This window comes from Pleomorphovibrio marinus (genome assembly GCF_003347495.1).
Taxonomy (GTDB): Bacteria; Bacteroidota; Bacteroidia; order Cytophagales; family Cyclobacteriaceae; genus Pleomorphovibrio; species Pleomorphovibrio marinus.
The window spans coordinates 230,773-252,472 of record NZ_QCXY01000008.1 but is presented as its reverse complement, the minus strand read 5'-3'; the positions used below and the strand labels follow the sequence as shown (position 1 = coordinate 252,472).

Genomic DNA, 21,700 nt, shown 5'->3' with positions numbered 1-21,700 from the left:
TAGGGAACAGGCCAATTAATAAACTGATACATAATAAAGGTGATGTGTCCTATAACCCGTCCGGCTTGAGAGAATGGGGACAATTTTCCACACAATCTAACCCCAGCCCTTGACCTTTCCCACTTTTCGTCATCAAAAGCTCCCGGTAACCCGGTCTCTCCTCCGAAATTTTCCCCTTCAGTGCTGCCGACCCATAGATGGACAGATACCGCTCCACCTGCTTTCTGCCCATACTAGAATGGTCTGCTAAAAACTGCGCCAGCTTCACCAGCAAGATGCGCTCCCTCTCCAGGATATTCCTCAATTCCATCTCACAGTCCGCAATAAACGCCAAAGCCTTGGCCTCAAGGTCTTTTATATCATGATAGAAAAACGCAAACTGTTCCCCATGCTCGGCATATTTTACCGGCACTCCCCCATGGAAGGCCGTGTTTTTGAATGACTGCATGACCAAATCCGTCATCATGTGGATATCTTGACTTGCTCCATGGGTAAAGTTATCCTCTCCAAACACCAGTTTTTCCGCAGTAATGCCCCCCAACAAGGTGAGTACCTCTGCCTTGAGTTGGTGTACCGAAAAACAAACAGGCTTTGACTCCACCATCATAATTCCCGGGCTGAATGTGGAGGCTGCCACCGAAAGCAACTTTTCAGGAACTTTCCCAAACCCCCACATATAACCTAAGGCATGTCCACATTCATGTACAGCCACCAAGGCCTGCCTATCATCTCCCCTACTCCGCTTTAGCTTCTCCAGCTGCCCGGACATGGGTAGGGATGCTTTACCCAAATATTTCCCACTGGAATAGTAGGAGATCCAAAGCCGATCGGATACCGATAGTACTACGACATTGAAGGACTTGGCCTGTTGAAATCCCAAATAGATTATTTGTGGAATTTTGTCTTCAAGCGTATAGCTGATGGTGCTCAGCAAAGGCCTTGCTCCCTGTGTACCCAACACCCCTTCTGCCAGCAGCCATTCTTTCAAACCTTTGTCCACCTCCAGGCTGATCCCCGTTTTTTCCTGGACGGCCCTGCTTATTTCTTCCAGCCTTTTTTCCAAAATACACTCAAATGCACGATTGTCAAGTGCGGGATAAATGATGTGATTGTTGCCCAGCCTGGCTATCTGCTCGGACCTAAACCTTTTTTTCAGGGCTTCTTTTACGGCCGGAAGGGTGATCTCCGTCGACTGCTGATAAAATAAATCCGGGTCAATGTCAGGGGATTGGTTCCCATGCATGGTATACACCTCATCCAAATTACCGATCACGAAGAAAATGCATTTAGAAAAATCCTTGATGTGCGGTTTTTCGGAAGATGTCCCCATATCCCTTAAACAACCATCGTCAAGCAACTTCCAAACAATGCGGTTGCGGGTACGAAAGAGCTCATTCCCATGCTCCGACACAGTTCTTGCCAGCTGAAATTCATCTAGGGTGAACAGCAAGCCTTCTGCTAATTGATCCTCTGAAAAAGCGTTTAAAATGGATTCCAGGTCCCCATCCGCATATTTTTCGGTACCCATGTCAAAGGGGTGGTAGCGGTGGCACAGCCCCAGTTCCCTAACCAGTTGGTTGATCAAATCGGATTTCCCTACCCCTGTCATGCCCCAGAGGTTGACAACCAGCGGTCTTTCCTGTAAGTAAGACAGGCAATACCAACTTCCAAAGCTGTCCACCAATTGGTCAATAGCGGAGTCTATGCCAAAAAACCGCTGCTTTAGACTTCCTCTGGCCTTTTCTAATAAGGCATGTTTTGAATTCAATTCCTGCATCATCTACGTGTGTTTAGTGTTTGTTCAGGGGCAAAGGAAAACCAGGAAGCCGTCAACCTATGTCGTCCAAAAAGTTTTTGAATCATTTTTTAAGACGACATATTTTGTCGTTTTAAATGCCTAATATAGCCGTACGATGAGTAAAGAAGCTGCATTTGCCCGGTACGCAATTATCTCCAACATGGCCGAGAGAGGGCCATTTACATGGAAAGAACTGCAATCACGACTAGAAGAAGAGTCCGAGTTGCATTCACTGGACCTGTCCCGAACCCTACGTACCATTCAGCGGGACTTGAAGGAGATCAGGAACCTGTATGGGCTAGATATCCAATACGTAAAGAGATCTGGACGGTATACCATCAACGAAGAGGACTCCGCCCGCATTCATTCCATTATGTTTGAACATTACAATATCATTCAGGCATATCGGCTTAGCAAGGGCATGGAGCATGCACTGCTTTTTGAACCAAGGGAAAGCGCAGGTACGGAGCATCTCTTTGGATTGCTCCATGCGATCAAACAAGGTAATGAAGTCACCTTCACCTACACCAAATACTGGGAAAACAACCCCAGGAAGCGAAGGACGAAACCTTTGGCACTCAAAGAGTTCAAGCACCGGTGGTACTTACTGGCTAATGATGAACAGGACCGGTTCAAGACCTTCCCTTTGGACAGAATCTCCGACCTTTCCCTTTCGAAAAAAACCTTCCACCCAAAAAAAATCCCGGATTTCGACAACTACTACCGCCATACCTTTGGCATCACCAATGATCCCGATAAGCCAGTGGAAGAGGTTATCCTTACCTTCACCCGCTTTAAAGGCAGCTATATCCAATCGCTACCGCTACACCCCTCGCAGCGGATCCTTCAGGAAGATGCCCATACCTTTACCATCAGCCTAAAAGTAAAAATCAACTACGAACTGATCTCCGAAATCCTTTCCCACGGGGACGAAGTGAGGGTGGATGCCCCGGAGGAACTGAAAAAGGTAATCAAGCAAAAAGCAGCAAACATCCAGCATGGCAGATGGAAGGAGGGATTCAATGGATGAGTAGGTAGACAGCCAAAAAACCAACCTCAAGGTTTTTATGAAAGCCTAGAAAGTCATTTGGGTTGTACCCAGGAGCAATTGCCGGATTATGGTTACTACCCAAGCGGAAAGCCCAATGAATACCTCGTTTACGACAGCCAATCGGATCTGCGGGATAGCGAAAGCGTGCCCTTGTCAGTAAGCATACACGACTATTTCTTGCGGGAGGTAAAGCCACACCTGGGTGAGTCCTGGACTGACCTAGACAAGACCAAATCGGCTATGAAATCAGTTTTAACAAGTATTTCTACCAGCACAAGCCGCTGCGTTCCATTGAGGAAGTAAGTGCGGAAATACTGGCTTTAGAACAGGAAAGCGAAGGCTTGATTATGGATATTTTGAAAAATGTCTGAATCAGGATTTGTAGGATTATGGGATATTCAGGATTAAATAAATGCTATGATAGAATTAAACGAATTGACTTATAAAATCAATGGATGTGCCATGAAGGTACACAACACACTTGGCAATGGTTTTCAAGAGGTTATTTACCAACGTTGTCTGGCTATTGAATTAGAGAAAGCATCTATTTCATTTCAAAGAGAACAGGAACACAACATTTTTTATGAGGGTATTCAAGTAGGTACACGAAGAGCCGATTTTGTAATAGAAGATCTGGTAATTGTTGAATTAAAGGCATACATCAATTTAGAAGATGTCCATCTGGCACAAGCCAAAAACTATGTGGTAGCCTTTGATAAACCTATAGGATTACTCATTAATTTTGGATCAAAAAGCCTTCAGTTTAAAAAGGTATTTAACCCAAAATACAACATAAAAAATCCTGACATGCAAAAATCAAGAAAATCCTGATTCAGACAATGGAAGTAACCATCGAGCTCATCAAACAACTCAAACAGCGCATTCTTATCAGCCGCTACTTAGTCGCCAAAATGGCCAATGCGGAATCCTTGCGTTTGTATTTTACGATAGGGCACGATTTAGATGCAGCAATAAAAAAGAATGCTTGGGGCGATAAAATTTTGGATTCTATTGCAGCTCGTTTGCAACAAGAATTGCCTGGGCTAAGAGGGTTTTCTGCTTCCAATCTCAAAAAAATGAGACTTTTTTACAATGCCTGGGAGCCTGTTAAAGCAATTAGTTCGTCATTGACGAACCAACTGGATGGTCGTAATTTTGAAATTAGTTCGTCACTAACGAACCAATTTCAAGAAACTGATTTTTCCAGGTTTATTTCGATTGGTTTTACCCACCACATAGAAATCATTTTAAAAACAGCAGAGGTGAAAGACAGATGGTACTATATACATCTATCTGCAGCAAACTTCTGGACGGTCAAACATTTGCGTACAGAGCTTGTCAACAAAAGTCATTTAAAGCAAGTCAATGAAAGCAATAATTTTAAAAAAGTGCTACCCATTGAAATTTCAAATAAAGCCATTCGAGCCTTCAAGGATCAATACCTGTTGGATTATGTAAATGTGGAGGATGGGGATGATGAAATAGATGAACGCGTATTGGAGCGGGAGCTAGTGCTCAACATCAAAAAGTTCCTCATGTCCTTGGGTAACGACTTTTCGTTTATGGGCAATCAGTACCGCATCTTGGTTGAGGAAGACGAATACTTTATCGATTTGCTTTTCTTTCACCGGGGATTGCAATCGCTGATTGCATTTGAATTGAAACGTGGAAAATTTAAGCCTGAATACATTGGCAAAATGAACTTTTACCTTTCTGCCCTAGATGACTTGGTGCGCAAGCCACACGAAAACCCTTCCATAGGCATCATACTTTGCAAAGAAAAAGACCAAAAAAAGGTAGAGTACAGTTTTAGAGATATGAGCAAACCCCTAGGGGTAGCCACCTACAAAACCTCAGACACTTTACCACCACAGTTGAAAGACGCACTTCCCGATGCCGAAACCCTTAAAAAATTGATGGAATGATGGAAACAGCAACAAAATCATCTTTTCAAAAATACCCCGCTTATAAAGATTCGGGCGTGGAGTGGTTGGGGGAAATTCCTGAGCATTGGGATATCAGTCGGCTAAGAAATATATTTACATTCAGCAAAGGCTTAACAATAACGAAGGAAAATCTGCAAGTACAAGGCATTTATTGCGTCAACTATGGAGAGATTCACTCAAAATTTGGATTTGAAGTAAAACCTGAAATCCATCAGTTGAAATGTGTCAGTGATGAATATTTGATTAGTAATCCAAACTCACTATTGAGGAAGGGAGATTTTATTTTCGCCGACACTTCTGAGGATATTGAAGGATCCGGTAATTTCACTTATTTGAATAGTAACCTAACCACATTTGCAGGGTATCACACCATTATTGCAAGATTAAAAATACCAATTAACGAAAGGTTTTCAGCTTATGTAATTGCGTCTCAGAGTTTCCGAAATCAAATAAGGTCTAGGGTTAAAGGAGTAAAAGTTTACAGTATTACTCAATCATTATTGAAGATGGTTTCTTTTTGGATTCCAGATGAAGAAGAACAAACCGCCATTGCCAATTTCCTGGACAACAAAACCGCCAAGATAGAGAAAGCCATCGCCCAAAAGCAAAAGCTCATTGCCCTGCTCAAAGAACGCAAGCAAATTCTGATACAAGATTTGGTAACGGGGAAAAAGGTATGGAATAAGGATAAAAAGGCTTGGACTGCCCCCTCCAAAACCAAGGATTCTGGTGTAGAGTGGATTGGGGAGATTCCGGAGCATTATAAAGTTATAAAACTTGGGTTCAAAATAGACATATTATCTGGTTATGCTTTTCCAAGCAATGGATTTTCTAGCCGAGGTATAAAATTGTTGAGAGGTATAAATGTTGGAGTAGGTTGTATTAGGTGGAATGAAACCGTATTCTGGCCGGAAGATAAAACAAAAGGCTTGGAAGCATACTTTCTTAATTTAGGAGATATTATAGTAGGTATGGATAGACCTTTTATTGGAAATGGTATGCGTGTTTCAGTTATTCAAGAAAAAGATTTACCCTGTTTGCTATTGCAGCGTGTTACCAGATTAAAAGCAAAAAAAGGGTTAAGTAAGGATTTTCTCGCATTGATCCTAAAAAGTAAAAATTTTGTTAATTATTTTTTACCTATTCTATCTGGTGTAAGCGTGCCACATATCAGTCCTAATCAAATTAAAGATTATCCAATCTGCCTCCCAAGTCAAGCAGAACAAGAACATATTTTATCGTTTACTTATGAACAAACTGCCAAAATGGACCAAGTTATATCCCTACAACAAACCCAAATCGAAAAACTCAAAGAATACAAAGCGACACTGATAGACAGTGCGGTGACGGGGAAGATTAAAGTAATTGATGTATGAGTTTAGAAGAGGATATTTTCAAAAACCATTATACTTATTATCAAAAAATAGGTGTAGAAACCATCAAACAGCAAGCGGGTCAAATTGAACAGGTAAGTTCGGATTATCAAGGCAGAGTTATATATGAATTGCTTCAAAATGCTTTTGATAGGGCAAAACGTAAAGTGAGAGTAGAAGTAATCGGAGACGCCCTATATATTTCAAATGATGGAGAAAAATTTACTTATGTATCTGATTATGATTACGAAAATGGAACTTCCAGAAGAGGTGATTTTCAATCACTTTGTTCAATTTCCACCTCTTCAAAAACAACTGACAAAAGCATAGGCAACAAAGGGGTTGGTTTTAAGTCGGTATTTTCAATAGCAAAGAATGGACATGTCAATGTTTATACACGCGGGATCATCTTAAAAAAGGAAGAAATAATTGAGGAAACAATTAGCTTTAAAATCTATGAAAACTTCAAGGATTTCAATTCTATCCCTGCAGGTCTAGAGGCTGAAGTCGCCGAAAGACTAAAGTTAAAAATTGAACTAGTGCAAAAGGAGCGTGAAGATCGTGGCGTTCCAGGTTTTTATTTCCCAATACATATTAAAGAAGAACCTGACCAAGTCAGGTCTTTATTTAAGGAAGGGTTTGTAACAATCATTAAGATAGATCTTGATGATCGAGAAGTGGTGTTGGATCTAATCAAAGAAATTAAACTTATTCATTTTCAATTTGTTACGCTTAGGTATAAGGCTTCGTTTCAGGTTGATATTGTAATCGATGGAGTAAACAGTTTCCAACATTTAATAGAAAATAATTCACCTAAGCTCTACTTTGCAATACCAAAATCTGAACTCCTAAAACAATTGGCCAAAGAGGCCGGAATCAACATCGAGGAACCAAAAGTTGCGTTTTACCACCATGAAGAGGAGAATGGATTTCTCTATAATTATTTACCAACTAAGGTTAAATCACCATTTAGTTTCATCGATTTTCATGCGGATTTTCATACTACTGTAGATCGCACAACCATCAACTTTGATGGCAAGATTGGAAAATACAATAACGTACTGCTCCAATGTTGTCTAGAACTTTATTTTCGTGTTTTGGCTCTGGGAATCAGTAAAGAAAATATGATTGATCAAAATTATATCCATGAATTTACAGGAGCTAAACTGAATGAGTTTAGTTGGAATTTTTTTAAGGTAAAAAATACTGACTACGTTTATAGCCATGTTCGGAATATATTAAAAATTTCGGACGGAAATTATTTAAATGTTTCTGACCTGATCAGTTGTTTGGCTAAAGAGTTTTTTAATGTTGAAAGAGCCGAAAATGAATATCAATATTTCTATGATATAATTACAAATTTTATTCAACAATTCAGTCGGAAAAATAACAAAGAGTATAAATGGATAAACCATTTTTCAAAACAACTTGGGGAAAGTCTTATTAAGTCTGATGCTCAGGTTCTTCCCGACGTAAAAATCAAAAGAAAAACGGAATTGCTTTATCGGGAAGCCGGAGAAAATAACATAAAACTTCCGGAGGATTTAGGAGTGCAAACTACGACATTTGAAATAAAAAATGATGAGCTAAAACGCGCTTTAAATATTAAGAATTTCAATGATTTCAATGAAGTTCTTAAATACTTCAAACAGTGTTCCTTTACTGGTTCAGTTAGTGATCAACCAATTAATGAAACTCAGCAAAAAGAAATTATAAGAAGTATTTTTGATATTTTTATGGCCAGAAGAGAAACCAATATTGAATTCTGTACTCACCGATTCTCTAAAGCATATAATTCTGATTTAAGGGATAGGAATAGTGCTGCAAATCAAGCCTATTTTAATATCTCGACTATTTTTATCAAGACCAAGAAAGGAAAATATAAGCCAGCTCAAATCTGTAAATTGAATGAGATCGATACTAACTTTTTACCTGAAATGGATACTGATACCAGAAAATCCTTCCTTAATTTCATTGGGGTATCAACAAGTTCCGATTACATATTTTCGGACTTAAGAATATATAAAGCAATTCAAGATGGCCTAGACTATATCCCGGAACTTGTAAAATTAAATGATGAAAAAATTTCGGGAGAGCTTATGAATAACATTGCTATAATTTCAAAAAGGGCAAAAGACCATCACCCATCAGTCATCAATTACAACAACTACAGTATACTTGAAAATATTACGAACGTAAAGGCCAAAGAAGAACTTAGGATTTTATTGGTTGGAGATTATAAAAGATATCCAAATGAGTACCTTGAAAGATTGAAATCAAGAATTACTGAAAAAATTTCAGTTAAAACAGAAGTTATCACATTATATCAAAGTTTATTTCATGTTTTTCATCAGAGGAAAGAATATCTGGTAATTCAAAACAATGGACTAAAATGGACCAAAGAAACGGACTTCAAAATTCTTCCCACCAAAGAATACTTCACTATATTTAGTGAGCGCACTGATAGAAAAATTCTTTGCTATTACCTAGGAGTTGATATTCCAGATGAACTGTTAGAAAATATGTTAGAGCCTATCAACGGAGAAATAAATTCTCAAAACCCAAAGGAGGATTTTAACCTGAAAGCTCAAATTGAAGAAAGGATGATTTACCTTTTAATAAGCATCAGTTTTTCGAACGAATCGGACAGGAATTACTTGGAAAATGACCTTTCAATAGTGCAGAAGAAGTTCAATCAAGCTACTTTTATCAAAACCACTAAACTTGAACAGGAGCAACAATTTGGAAATGAATTGACTTTATTGGTTGATCAAAGCTATGCCATCGAACGTGAAAAAGTCACGATGTACTTTAAGGAAGATTGTTCAATTAAGGAAAAGGCAGAAGGTATTGGTTTACTTTTATTTGACAATAAGAGTATCTCAGATCGGATTGAACTAATAGTTTTTTATAAAGATATGAAAGATATGATTGACGAATTTGATTCGGAACATACTGAACTTATTCGAAGAAAATGGAAACCTGATTTTGATATCAAATTTGAATCGTTTCAAAAGGAAATTTTATCTTATTTTTTTGATAATTTAACTCTACCAGAACACTGGTGGATTTACGACGAACATAATCGGAGTGAAATTTTGATTGATCTTGATAAAAGGAACAATTTAAATTGTTTGCGAGAGGTTATCAAACAGAAAAAAAACACTCAAGATTATTCTGAATATTTTGATGATTTCGATTTGCAAATAGACTACAGCTACCTTGAGAGTATATCTTCTGAAATCTTAACATTGATAGATGGCATCCCTGATAGCCCTGAAAAGGAATCACAGAAGGAGAAAGTAAAAAAACTATCAAATATGCTGGGAAGTGAAGTTGCACTAGAAGAGATATGTGAAAATTTGAGAGAAATGAACCCACAGTTAATGGTTCTTCAAGATGAACAAAAATTAAAAAAATGTACGATTTCTATTGAAAGGAGGTGCAAAGAAATAAATAGCAAGTTTTTTAATAGTAGTAAAGAGGAATTATTCATTGATGTATCAAAAGATGCTAATCAAGCTCAAATTCCTATTAAGAGGAAGAAAACAATCTTTCAACACTCTAATGATAATAATCTTGAGGTAGAGGCTTTGGAATCAATTGGAGCTACGGGCGAAGAGGAAGTTTTGATTTGTGTAATCCGAGAATTTCTAAAGCTTGATCAGACATCTAGGATCAAGGGTATAAATGAGATTTACGAAGTACTAAAAAGAAAATTGGGCAATGATTCACATAAAAAATTCCAAGAAAATTGTCTTGCAACTATTGATAATGACAATCAATTACGGTTAGCTCTTATACCATATTTTTATGTGACTATGCATCATAAGTATTCTTATTTTGATTTGATATCATATATCAACAAAAGACCAACTTTAATTGAAGTAAAGACTACAAGGTTTACAAACAATAACAAATTTTACATTTCCATAGGAGAGGTCAATGCAGCCAGAACTGAAGAATTCTACGAAATTGTTAGAGTCAGTCCTGATAGTATCCTATTTTTAGGGAACCCAATAAAAAACTTAGAATCTAACTTGACAAAAGTAGAAGGGAACCAAATATCTTTGATTCCACGTAATTACGAATTCAAATTTATAGATAATGCCTAGCCAAACCAACGAAGCTGCCCTGGAATCCTCCATCGAAAAAGCCCTAACAGGAACCTGCTTGGAGGATGTTTTAGAAGCAGACAATTCTATTCAGAAAGAACAAGCGGTTAGTGAGCCTACCGAATTATACCGTGGCGGCAATGGTTTTTATATCGGTAATACCAATGACTTTAATGCCGAATACGCCCTGGATGAAACCCGTTTTTGGCACTTTTTGGAAGCCACCCAAAAGGAAGAGCTGGAAAAGCTACAACGCTCATCCGACTGGAAGTTAAAAATCCTGCAACGCTACGACCGCATGGTCAAAAAATACGGCATCCTTCGGGTCCTCCGCAAAGGGTTGGAGGTGGAGGATGCCCATTTCACCTTGTTGTACCAGTTGCCCATGGCCAGCAGCAGCCAGACGGTAAAGGACAACTTTGCCAAAAATGAGTTCAGCGTGACCCGGCAAGTTCATTACAACCTGGAAAACAGCCATGAAGAAATCGACATGGTGGTTTTTGTCAATGGCCTGGCCATCGCCACCCTGGAACTCAAAAACCAATGGACCGGCCAAAATGCCAGATTCCATGGGATCAAGCAATACAAATACGACAGGGACATTCGCCAGCCCCTAATGCAGTTTGGCCGTGCGGTGGTACACTTTGCGGTAGATACCGATGAAGTGTATATGTGCACGAAATTGGATGGCAGCAAATCCTTCTTCCTGCCCTTCAATAAGGGCCATAACCATGGCAAAGGCAATCCGACCAATCCCTTTGGGCACAAGTCCAGCTACCTCTGGGAGGAAGTGTTTACCCGGGAAAGCCTCGCCAATATCCTTAAGCATTTCGTGCGTTTTGATGGCAAAGCCACAGATCCCCTAAGCAAGCGCACGCTTTTTTTCCCGCGCTACCACCAACTGGATGTGGTGCGTAAACTGTTAAAGCATGCATCCGGAAATGGGGTAGGCCATACCTATTTGATCCAGCATTCCGCCGGTTCGGGCAAATCCAATTCCATTACCTGGGCGGCCTATCAGTTGATAGAAACCTATCCCCAAAGAGAAGGGCTACCCGGTTCCAAGGGCATTCAGCATCCTTTGTTTGACTCCGTGATTGTGGTCACCGATAGAAGGCTATTGGACAAGCAATTGCGTGATAACATTAAAGATTTTTCAGAGGTAAAAAACATTGTTGCCCCGGCTTATTCCTCCAATGATTTGAAAAACAGCTTGGAGCAAGGCAAAAAGATCATCATCACCACCATACAGAAATTCCCCTTTATCGTGGATGGCATAGCGGATTTGAGCGACAAACGCTTTGCCGTCATTATAGACGAAGCCCACAGTTCACAAAGCGGTACGGCAGCAGGAACGATGAACCAGGCCATGGGAATCAATGAAGAGTCCTTCGACTCCGCTCAGGACAGGGAGGAGGAAGACACACAAGACAAAATCCTAAAAGCCATGCAGGCCCGAAAAATGAAGGGCAATGCCTCTTATTTGGCATTTACGGCTACGCCGAAAAATGCCACCTTAGAGCGGTTTGGGGAAAAACAGGAAGATGGTTCATTCCAACCTTTCCATTTGTATTCCATGAAGCAGGCCATTGAAGAAGGTTTTATACTCGATGTCCTGGCCAATTATACCACTTACAAAAGCTACTATGAAATAAAAAAGTCGATAGAAGACAACCCCCTTTTCGATACTAAGAAGGCACAGAAAAAACTGCGGGCCTATGTGGAGCGTGACAAACGCACCATTGCGACCAAGGCAGAAATCATGATGGAACACTTTATAAGCAAAGTGTATAACACCAAAAAGTTGAAGGGAAAGGCCAAGGGCATGGTGGTGACCCAAAACATTGAGTCCGCCATTCGCTATTATCTGGCCATCAAAAGGATCTTAGCCGATAAAGGAAATCCGTTTACTATTGCCATCGCTTTTTCTGGCAAAAAAATCGTGGATGGCCTGGAATACACTGAGGGAGATTTAAATGGTTTTGCAGAAAAAGATACTCGGGAAAAATTCGATTCGGAGGATTACCGGCTATTGGTCGTGGCCAACAAGTACCTTACGGGATTTGACCAGCCCAAGCTATGTACCATGTATGTGGATAAAAAGCTACAGGGAGTCATGGCCGTTCAGGCGTTGAGCCGACTGAACCGTGCAGCCGATAAATTGGGCAAAAAAACAGAGGACCTGTTTATCTTGGATTTTTTCAATCAGGTAGAGGATATCAAAGCTTCCTTTGACCCTTTCTACACTTCAACCTCCCTTAGCCGGGCCACGGACATCAACGTACTCCACGACCTGAAAGGGCTATTGGATGAAGTAGGCGTTTACGAAGGGGCAGAAGTAGAATCCTTCGTAGAAAAATATTTTGAAGGCATCGATGCACAGCAGCTTAGTCCAATCATCGATGTGGCCGCCAACCGATTCAACCATGAATTGGAACTGGAAGAGGATGAAAAAATAGACTTTAAAATTAAGGCCAAGCAGTTTGTGAAAATCTACGGACAAATGGCCTCTATTTTACCCTATGAAGTAGTGGAATGGGAAAAGCTGTTCTGGTTTCTAAAATTCCTGGTTCCGAAGTTGATTGTGAAAACCAAAGAAGATGAATTGGTGGACGAATTATTGGAATCGGTGGATTTGTCTACCTATGGACTAGAACGGACCAAGCTCAATCATGCCATTGGATTGGATGATTCGGCCTCGGAATTAGATCCCCAAAATCCTAATCCCAGGGGTCCGCATGGTGGTGACGAAGACAAGGATCCCCTAGATGAAATCATCAAAGCCTTTAATGAAAGGTGGTTCCAGGGCTGGAATGCCACCCCCGAAGACCAGCGGGTGAAATTCGTCACCTTAAGCAAGCACATCCAAGCGCACCCTGACTACCAATCCAAGGTAGCCGACAACACCGACACCCAAAACAGGGACTTGGCCTTTAAGAAAATATTGGATGAGGTGATGGGCAAACAGAGGAAAAAGGAGTTGGAACTGTATAAACTCTACGCCAAAGATGACTCCTTTTACCGGGCCTTTTTCGACACCATGAAAAGGATTATTGATAGTCCAAGCTTGGGAAGGTAAACGGCCTCTAACCTAATTTCAGATCCACTAATCCTTCTAATAGCAGCCAGTCTTATCCCTGTCTTTCTCGCCTCTAAGTCTGATTTGGTGCATAGTTCATTTACACGAAACCCGGTTCATAAATGTGTTTGAATACAGGTTTTAGGGCTCATACCAATGGGTAGAATTGCACTTTCCTGTTTTCTCAAAACTGTAGTAGTTAGTATAGTTATTTCTTAAATTTGTGCCATGTATTACCGAAGGAAATTGTTGCTAGGAATATTAGAGGAATTTGATGGGGTTTTGTCTCATACCAAACTCCAAAAAATACTCTTGCTGGTAACTAGAAAACAGGCAAAAAAATCCTATGATTTTGTTCCTTATAAATATGGAAGCTTTTCATTTCAGGCTAATCAAGATTTATCTACCTTGTCCAAAAAGGAAGTTGTAATTGATAAAACGAATACTTTTGGTTCTGATTGGATTAATAACTCAGTTGAATCCTTTTTTCCTACCCTGAAAAAAGAAGATCAAGCTGCAATTAAGCAAACAAAAGAAGAGGTTGCAGGATTAAATCAGAAGGAACTGGTAAAATACACTTATATCAAGTATCCCTATTTTGCTATAAAGAGTCAAATTGCTGATGAACTCTTAACAGACAAAGAGCTTGAAAAGGTTAACGCACAAAAAAGAAGTTTTGACAATCCCGCATTTTTTACGATTGGGTATGAAGGGATCAGTCTTGAGACATATTTGAATAAACTCATAATTAATGATGTAAAATTGCTTTGCGATGTTCGTAAGAATCCATTGAGCATGAAATTTGGTTTTTCAAAGAGTCAGTTGAAAAGAGCCTGCGAAAGCGTTGGGATCGAATATTTACACATTCCTCAATTGGGTATTGACTCAGAAAAGCGGGTAGACTTAAAAACAATAAACGATTTCAATAAGCTTTTTGATGAATATGAAAAAACCACCCTTGTTAATAATAGGGTAAAATTGGAGGAAATTTATAATCTGACAGGAAAATATAAGCGAATTGCAATTACTTGTTTCGAAAAAGAACCTTGTATGTGCCATAGAAGTAGAGTAGCAAATGCATTAAAACAACTTCCAAACTGGACCATTGATCAAAAAAACTTGTAATGCCCAAGGAGAAAGTATTAATTACCGTCAAAACCTATCCTTCACTTTCCGCCAAATATGATGAACTTGTTTGTACAGCAGGATTCAAAGAAGACGGTACCTGGATAAGAATTTACCCCATCCAGTTTCGTAAGAAGAAATACAGCCAGCAATATTCAAAATATCAATGGATTGAGATTGACCTTGTCAAGAATACCTCTGATTTCAGAAAGGAAAGTTACCGTCCGGTAAGCCACGATACTGAAATTAAAATTTTAGGAGAAATCAAGCCTGACGGCGATGATTGGAAAGACAGGCGAAAAGTCGTTTTGAATAATGTCTATACAAGCCTAAGTGAATTAATTTCTGAGGCTAAAAATAAAGAAATAGGCACTTCATTAGCAGTTTTTAAACCATCTCAAATTTTAGATCTTGAAATTAAAAGCGTGGATAGGGAATGGAGCAAGGAAAAACTTGATAAGTTAAATCAACTCAACTTATTTGAGTCTTCTGACAAGGAAGGTAAATTTCAAGTAGTAAAAAAACTTCCCTATAAATTCTCATACAAGCTTAAAGATGTGGAAGGAATATCCAGTACAATGATGATCGAAGACTGGGAAATTGGTCAACTTTTCTGGAACTCACTAAATAGAAATGGTGGGGAGGAGAAACTTGCTTGTGCAGATGTAAGGAAGAAATACTTCGATGATTTTGCACGAACCAAAGATTTATATTTGTTTCTTGGAACTACTAAACTTCATCATAATACTGCTCCCAACCCGTTTGTAATTATTGGGACATTTCACCCAAAACCTACCACTCAAACGTCATTGTTCTAATGGCAGTCCTACAAAGAAAGATATATTTATCTTCTCAATAAAAAAACTTCCACAAGTTGTTAACTATTAGTCAGCTCCAAAAAGTTTCTGTTTTTAAAATATGAGTTTTTTTGAAAAAAATACTTGATAGACAAATCTTAATTTTCCACACCCCTCAATCTGGCCCCTGAGCGTAGTCAAAGGCCAATCCCCATATAGATAGGTGGATGATGATGGTTTGATGGTTCGATGTTGATAAATTCAACAAATTCCATAGTAGTATGGCCACCCCCTTATATATTGTCCCATAGGGTCTACATATGGTGGGAAAAAATGGTAAAAACCCCAAATAATCGAGACCTTTAACGAACGTTGGTTAAAATAATTCCCCTATTTATTGACAACCCAATCACTTCCCAAACTTACTCCAATCAATGGCCTGAAATAGCTGCCCAATCCCTTTCAGGACATTTTCCACCGCCTCCTCATTTTCTACCGGCAATTTGAGGTAGGTCTTGCCGGTTTGGGAATCCTTCTCGGTGAGGGAACTTACCATGGCCTTGGTCTGGGCCGGGCTGCCCAGCACTTTTGAAAGCTGGCTCATCCATTCCATGCCCGTGGACCCGGTTTCCTGTTTAGGGGGTGGTGCGGGTTTTGGATTTGGTTTTTCAGGAATATCGGTATCAAATAGCCCCAATTGTATAATTTGATCGGATTCTCTTTTATCGGATGATGGAGCCGTTTGGTAAGGTTCCTCATTTTTTTCCTCATTCTCAGGTTCTGGAACGGATGCCTCGGTGAAGGTTTGCTTTTCATCCACCATGGTTTCGACACTGTTCATAAACTGCTTGAACCTGTCCTCCTGCATCAGGATGGTATCGTCCCCTGCATCCAATACCCCCTCGGCCATGGAGGATTTAAATTTCAGCACATCCAACATGCGGTGCTCGATGCTGTCAGTCGTCACCAAATTGATGATGTTCACTTTTTTCTTTTGGCCTATTCTGTAGATTCTGGCAATCCTTTGCTCCAAAACGGCCGGATTCCAAGGGATATCCAGATTGATCAGATAGGCCGCTGATTGCAGGTTCAGACCAACACCTCCGGCATCGGTACTCAGAAAAACCTTACACTCCGGATCCTTGAGAAAGTTGTCCAATAGGGATTTCCTGTCCTTGGAAGGGATACCGCCGTGCAGGTTCTCGTAGTGGATGCCCATATCATCAAGTTCTCGGGCCACCAATCTTGTCATCCGTTCCCATTGGCTGAAAATAACCACCTTCTCCCCTTGCATCTGGAAGATTTCCTCGAGAATTCCCATCAGTTCGGCTATCTTGGTATCATGCCTTGTCTGCTGGTCAAGTATATAAGTGCTGTTGCAGACCATCCGCATCATGTTGAGGTTGATCATCAACCTTTGCCGGTCCTTTTCAGGGAGAAATCCCATTTTTCTCCATTTGTTGACCAATCGGCAAACCAAATCGTAGCTTTCGTTGTGGACCTCTCTTTGTTTGTCCGTCATGATTACAAAGAGGTTCTTGTCCTGCCTGCTCGGCAATTGCTGAAGCACCATCCTCTTAGTCCTGCGGATCAGGATATCCGAAAGTATGTTTCCGATTTTGTTCAGGTCCTTATATCCGATGACCTTGCTTGTTTCCGGTTCGGTAACCTGATGGTCATGTAGGAACCTGTAAAGAGCTCCCAACCTGAATGGATTGATAAATTGGACGACGGAATACAGTTCTTCCAGTTTATTCTCCAGTGGTGTTCCCGTAAGGACTATGGCATACTCGGACTCCAGTTTTTTGATGTTCTGGGATATTTTGGCTTTCCAGTTCTTGATCCGTTGGGCTTCATCCAGAATGATCAGGTCAAATTCAGTGGCATTGATCACGTCCAGGTCATTGCCCACGGTATGGTGCCCGACGATTTTATAGAACATATTATCATCCGCATATTGAGGATCCCTTTTTAACTTTAGCCCTTCTATGACATGTACGGTACTGTCGGTGAATTTCTCAATTTCAGATTTCCACTGGTACTTAAGGGAAGTGGGGCATACGATCAGGACTTTTTGGATGCCGAATTCCTTTTTCAAAACCTCGGAAGCTGCAATGGCCTGAAGGGTCTTGCCCAATCCCATTTCATCTGCAATCAAAGCCCTTCCTGCTTCAACGGCAAATGCTACACCTTTCTTTTGATAAGGGTGAAGTTCCGCTTTGATGTACTGAGATAACAAACCGTTTTCCAGTCCATTTTGATTTTTCCAGATCCAGGCCTTCCTTCTGTTTTTTTCTCTTACCTCAAAAATATAGGTCAGGGCATCCTCATAGCAGCGGAAGGAACCTTGAATGCTCTTGGCTTCTGTCAGGAATTCATCAAACTTTTCAAAAGCGGTGGATTTGATTGTTCCGTTTTCTGAGAAGTATTTCTTGGAAAGTGCGTTGAGCTTACGTGCTTCTTCGCTTCCAATCCTAATTTTGACCTTTCTTTCATCAGGCCCATATTCAAGGTAAACAGAACTATAGGTGGGTTGGAAGTTTCCTTTGCTGAATTGGGAATGGGTTGATTTTTTTCGTTGGATTTGGCCGATGACCGCTTCTATGTGTTTACAGGTTCCCAAACCGTTGGTCTTGAAATCGTAACAGGTGCAGAAATTGAAATTTTTGCCGGAGGCTATTTCCTCCGGGTTGCTTCTGATGGCCACTTTATAGGAATTGTCGGTCTGAGGATTGTAAACCGAATAGTCCGAAAAAACTGCCTCAGCACCAAGGTTGGTTATGCTGAATTCCTGCAGGCTCGCAAATTGCCGACGCAGCCCTATCTGCCATTCATCTAAACTCAGATTGTCCGGTTTCCTATGGTAGGGAATCGTGTTTTTCTTTTTTTCCGATTTGTTGGACTTGGATTTTTTGGCTTTGGCGGTCATGAAAAATGGGCTTTAAATTTATGCCATAAACTTATTCAATTTTGGTGGTTCTTACTTATCCAACACTAATTTTATCCTCTCCCTGGCTTCACTTTTCCTTTTATGTTGAAGTTATTTGGTTCATTCCAAACGAACCATTCATTTTTTTACCAACAAAAAAAGATTGGAAGTTCTTCCAGTTTTAAGTTACCTTTAAATGCAATCAGATTTAGTAAAAGTCTTTTGCGAGAAAAAGGTTGTAATTTAAACCTATACCTTTCACATTTGAACCCCATTGGGAAGGCTTCTTGAACAAAATGCTTGTTAATAAATCATTAAGAAATTAGTTTTTAATTTGTTGCAACTCGAAAAAACATCATTTTCAAGATAAAAAAAAGACTTTTCGATTACATATGAGGCGGAGAAAATTCTAATTTGCATAAAATAATTACTATTAATAACCCTGAATTGCTATTACTAATGTCCTCAAATTATTATATTTGCAAACTGCGAAAAGCGGACTGAAAAAAATGGTTAAAATAAAAAAACAACTGATTTGAAATTTTCTATTGGTCTTTAGATATAAAAAAAAACAATTTGTGGGTTGATGGTAAAAGATTACTTTCCAAAAAATAGATACCATTATAGATAGAATCGCAAAACATGTCTATTTTTACTAAAATAACTAGTATACGGTATATATTATAAATCCTAAACTACTGACAAAATTTAGAGGCTTGGTCACAAGGTTATTCCATTATCGGCATACAGCGGATAATAATTAAATTTAAACAACAAATATAATTTCTCAAACTATAGGAAAGTAAAATTGTATGACATAAATTATTGACAATTTATAGTTTTTTTTTAAAGATAATATTAAATAAAAAAACTTGCTTTAATGATCAAAAAACATATAGATCTGTAATAAAGAGAGGCATCACAAACCAGCATATAAAATGAGTGAAAATTTAGCTCCAGTAGTACTTTTCGTTTATGGAAGATTGACTGAAACGAAAAGCACGATACAAAATCTTCAAGAAAATTTTCTTGCGAAGGACACTGAATTGTTTATTTTTTCTGATGGAGCCAAAAAAGAAAAAGATGTTTTAAAAGTAAAGGGGGTTCGTGATTATATTCATACAGTAAATGGATTCAAAAAGGTTACAATTATAGAACAAGATCAAAATAAAGGACTTGCCAAGTCTATTATAGATGGAGTAACACAAATTATTACCCAATATGAAAAAGTTATTGTTCTCGAAGACGACTTGCTCACTTCAAGAAATTTTTTGAACTATATGAACCAAGCCCTTGATCACTATAAAAATGACAACCGTATATTATCGATATCAGGATTTTCGTATAAAGATTGTATTCCCAGAGATTACCCCTATGATTCTTCCTTTGGGTACAGGGCTTCATCTTGGGGTTGGGGGACATGGCGAGAAAAATGGACAGAGGTTGATTGGAGCGTGAAAAACTATGCAGACTTTAGATTTAACCTTTTTAGGAGATTGAGATTTAACCGTGGTGGAAGTGATATGAGCCATATGCTATCAAAGCAGATGAAGGGCAAAATAAACTCATGGGCTATACGGTTCTGCTATCACCAATTCGAAAACGACATGTATGATGTGTTTCCGAAAGTTTCCAAGATAACAAATATTGGTTTTGGTGCAGAGGGTGAAAACTGTGACTTCAAAAACTTTGAAGACGAAATAGACACCTCCGATAAAGCTTCTTTTGTGTTTCCTACAGAAACAAAAATTGATCCAGTGATTGTAAAAAACTTCAAAAAGCACAACAGCCTATACGTCAGGGCTAAAAGAGTTTTTACCAGGATTATAAAAAAAGATTTATAGTGAAAATTTTATTAGTCCATAATAAATACCAACAAAAAGGTGGAGAAGACATTGTTTTTGAAGCAGAAGCCAGAATGCTCTCAAATCATGGCCATCAGGTAATTACTATGGTATTTGATAATAATTTAATAAAAGGTTATCAAAAATTCAGTTCCTTTTTCAATTCTTTTTTTTCAATACATTCTTTTATTAAGATAATAAAGACGATGAAAAAAGAGAATCCTGATGTATTGCACATACACAATATGTTTTTCAAAGCTTCGCCTTCCGTTATTTATGCAGCCAAATTTTGTAGAATACCAGTTATTTTAACACTCCATAATTTCCGTCTTATTTGCCCGAGTGGTACATTATTACATGAAGGAAAGATTTTCGAGGATAGCCTAAAAGAATACTTCCCTCTTACAGCAGTTAGAAAAAAGGTATACCGAAACTCTACATATCAAACTCTGGCATTGGCATTAAATTTAACATTTAATAAATCTATAGGTACTTGGAATAGAATTGACAAATACATCTTTTTAACTCATTTTTCAAAGGATATATTTAAAAGGTCAACTTTAAAAATTGATGAAAAGAAATTTGTGGTTAAACCAAACTTTGTAGAAGACAAAGGATTTAATCTTATAAAAGACGAATACTATATATTTATTGGAAGGTTGAGTGAGGAAAAAGGAGTAGATGTGATGTTGGATGCTTTTTCAAAAATGGATAAAGAACTTATAATTGTGGGATCCGGGCCAAAAGATAAAAAAACCAGGGATATCTCTTTAGCAAAGGATAATATTAATTTTGTTGGGAATAAACCCCACGATGAAGTAATTGGTTTGCTTAAAAATGCTAAAGCCCTAATCTTCCCATCCATTTGGTACGAAACATTTGGAATGACCGTGATTGAAGCTTTTTCATGTGCAACTCCCGTAATTGCGTCAAAGATTGGTTCTATGAATGAGTTAATCAACCCCGGGGTCAATGGTTTGTTTTTTGAACCAGGAAATTGTGATAGTTTAATGGATGCAATTTGTGAGCTTGAACAGAATTTGGAAGCTCAAAAAAATATGAGGAGGAATGCAAGGGACTCTTTTGAGAAAAATTTCTCTTGCGAAATCAATTATCCTCAGATAATTGCAATATATGAGAGTACACTCAATTCTGCTGAGTTAGGCGCTAGTTTATGATCAGTCCCATAATAGAGGCAAGTAATAGGGAAAACACCCTTAAAACCACCCTGAGAATGATAGTCATGAAAATGGCAAATGATTTTGCCCGGCCTTAGCAGCAATACCTTCAGAAACAGGTTAGTAACCCAGCACTGTTCCCAAAATGGAAAACACCGGAATTTTGAGTACTAAAATGGTACTGATGACAGAGTAGAATTCAATGTCGTTGAAGGATTCCCTATTAAAAGGGGCCGTTTTGTACGTATAGAACACTATTGGTTTAAAGCGGGTCGGAAAAAGTTAACCCCTTGCAGTAGTTGACCCTACGATAATTGAAAAGGACAGGGGAAGGTTGTTTTTTCTAGGAGTGAATTCTTTCCAAAAAAGGCAAGTTTCACCCTCCTTCACTATGCAGGAAATATCCCAAATGGCAGTCTGAATTAGCTATAAAGACACCTATAGAAATAACCCAAGAGCCATAGA

At 39.0% G+C, this 21,700-nt stretch carries 13 protein-coding genes; 11 read left to right on the top strand and 2 right to left on the bottom strand.

Annotated elements, in window-relative coordinates; genetic code table 11:
* Positions 1-49: 49 nt before the first annotated feature.
* Positions 50-1,780 (bottom strand): M41 family metallopeptidase, encoded by a 1,731-nt coding sequence (locus DB520_RS18995; RefSeq protein WP_114751352.1) that lies wholly within the window; start codon positions 1,778-1,780, stop codon positions 50-52.
* 133 nt (positions 1,781-1,913) lie between these two features.
* Between DB520_RS18995 and DB520_RS18990 the strand changes: the two genes are divergently transcribed.
* The 9 genes from DB520_RS18990 (at position 1,914) to DB520_RS18955 (ending at position 15,305) form a co-directional block, all read left to right on the top strand.
* Positions 1,914-2,828 (top strand): helix-turn-helix transcriptional regulator, encoded by a 915-nt coding sequence (locus tag DB520_RS18990; RefSeq protein ID WP_114751351.1) that lies wholly within the window; start codon positions 1,914-1,916, stop codon positions 2,826-2,828.
* Between the two features lie 57 nt (positions 2,829-2,885).
* Positions 2,886-3,152 carry a hypothetical protein gene (locus DB520_RS26790; protein ID WP_157972166.1) on the top strand — a complete coding sequence of 89 codons (267 nt, stop codon included), beginning with the start codon at positions 2,886-2,888 and terminating at the stop codon, positions 3,150-3,152.
* Between the two features lie 114 nt (positions 3,153-3,266).
* Entirely contained in the window at positions 3,267-3,680 is a 414-nt protein-coding gene (locus DB520_RS18985; protein WP_198675389.1) for a GxxExxY protein, read from the top strand.
* Between the two features lie 8 nt (positions 3,681-3,688).
* On the top strand, positions 3,689-4,774 hold the full coding sequence (locus DB520_RS18980) for a PDDEXK nuclease domain-containing protein (RefSeq protein ID WP_114751350.1): 1,086 nt from the start codon (positions 3,689-3,691) through the stop codon (positions 4,772-4,774).
* Positions 4,771-6,171, top strand: a complete 1,401-nt coding sequence (locus DB520_RS18975) for a restriction endonuclease subunit S (protein ID WP_114751349.1) — start codon at positions 4,771-4,773, stop codon at positions 6,169-6,171. Before DB520_RS18980 ends, DB520_RS18975 begins: the two co-directional genes overlap by 4 nt.
* The gene (locus tag DB520_RS18970) at positions 6,168-10,283 is read left to right on the top strand and encodes a sacsin N-terminal ATP-binding-like domain-containing protein (RefSeq protein WP_114751348.1); all 4,116 of its coding nucleotides are present in this window, start codon (positions 6,168-6,170) and stop codon (positions 10,281-10,283) included. Before DB520_RS18975 ends, DB520_RS18970 begins: the two co-directional genes overlap by 4 nt.
* Positions 10,276-13,362 carry a type I restriction endonuclease subunit R gene (locus DB520_RS18965; RefSeq protein ID WP_114751347.1) on the top strand — a complete coding sequence of 1,029 codons (3,087 nt, stop codon included), beginning with the start codon at positions 10,276-10,278 and terminating at the stop codon, positions 13,360-13,362. Before DB520_RS18970 ends, DB520_RS18965 begins: the two co-directional genes overlap by 8 nt.
* A gap of 228 nt (positions 13,363-13,590) precedes the next feature.
* Entirely contained in the window at positions 13,591-14,487 is an 897-nt protein-coding gene (locus DB520_RS18960) for a DUF488 domain-containing protein (RefSeq protein ID WP_114751346.1), read from the top strand.
* Complete coding sequence (locus tag DB520_RS18955; protein ID WP_114751345.1) at positions 14,487-15,305, top strand: hypothetical protein; 819 nt, start codon at positions 14,487-14,489, stop codon at positions 15,303-15,305. Before DB520_RS18960 ends, DB520_RS18955 begins: the two co-directional genes overlap by 1 nt.
* Before the next feature lie 388 nt (positions 15,306-15,693).
* Here DB520_RS18955 and DB520_RS18950 read toward each other — a convergent pair whose 3' ends face one another.
* Positions 15,694-18,213, bottom strand: coding sequence for a DEAD/DEAH box helicase (locus DB520_RS18950; protein ID WP_114751344.1), 2,520 nt, complete (start codon positions 18,211-18,213; stop codon positions 15,694-15,696).
* Between the two features lie 938 nt (positions 18,214-19,151).
* Here DB520_RS18950 and DB520_RS18940 point away from each other — a divergent pair.
* Both DB520_RS18940 and DB520_RS18935 read left to right on the top strand, forming a co-directional pair.
* Positions 19,152-20,057 carry a sugar phosphate nucleotidyltransferase gene (locus DB520_RS18940; protein ID WP_114751342.1) on the top strand — a complete coding sequence of 302 codons (906 nt, stop codon included), beginning with the start codon at positions 19,152-19,154 and terminating at the stop codon, positions 20,055-20,057.
* Positions 20,057-21,235: a glycosyltransferase family 4 protein gene (locus DB520_RS18935; protein ID WP_114751341.1), complete on the top strand. Its 1,179-nt coding sequence runs from the start codon at positions 20,057-20,059 to the stop codon at positions 21,233-21,235. Before DB520_RS18940 ends, DB520_RS18935 begins: the two co-directional genes overlap by 1 nt.
* Positions 21,236-21,700: the final 465 nt, after the last annotated feature.

Bases quoted from the DNA above. Each gene is read 5' to 3' on its own strand.
- DB520_RS18995 (WP_114751352.1), bottom strand. From the start codon at position 1,780: ATGATGCAGGAATTGAATTCAAAACATGCCTTATTAGAAAAGGCCAGA.
- DB520_RS18990 (WP_114751351.1), top strand. From the start codon at position 1,914: ATGAGTAAAGAAGCTGCATTTGCCCGGTACGCAATTATCTCCAACATG.
- DB520_RS18985 (WP_198675389.1), top strand. From the start codon at position 3,267: ATGATAGAATTAAACGAATTGACTTATAAAATCAATGGATGTGCCATG.
- DB520_RS18980 (WP_114751350.1), top strand. From the start codon at position 3,689: ATGGAAGTAACCATCGAGCTCATCAAACAACTCAAACAGCGCATTCTT.
- DB520_RS18975 (WP_114751349.1), top strand. From the start codon at position 4,771: ATGATGGAAACAGCAACAAAATCATCTTTTCAAAAATACCCCGCTTAT.
- DB520_RS18970 (WP_114751348.1), top strand. From the start codon at position 6,168: ATGAGTTTAGAAGAGGATATTTTCAAAAACCATTATACTTATTATCAA.
- DB520_RS18965 (WP_114751347.1), top strand. From the start codon at position 10,276: ATGCCTAGCCAAACCAACGAAGCTGCCCTGGAATCCTCCATCGAAAAA.
- DB520_RS18960 (WP_114751346.1), top strand. From the start codon at position 13,591: ATGTATTACCGAAGGAAATTGTTGCTAGGAATATTAGAGGAATTTGAT.
- DB520_RS18955 (WP_114751345.1), top strand. From the start codon at position 14,487: ATGCCCAAGGAGAAAGTATTAATTACCGTCAAAACCTATCCTTCACTT.
- DB520_RS18950 (WP_114751344.1), bottom strand. From the start codon at position 18,213: ATGACCGCCAAAGCCAAAAAATCCAAGTCCAACAAATCGGAAAAAAAG.
- DB520_RS18940 (WP_114751342.1), top strand. From the start codon at position 19,152: ATGAGTGAAAATTTAGCTCCAGTAGTACTTTTCGTTTATGGAAGATTG.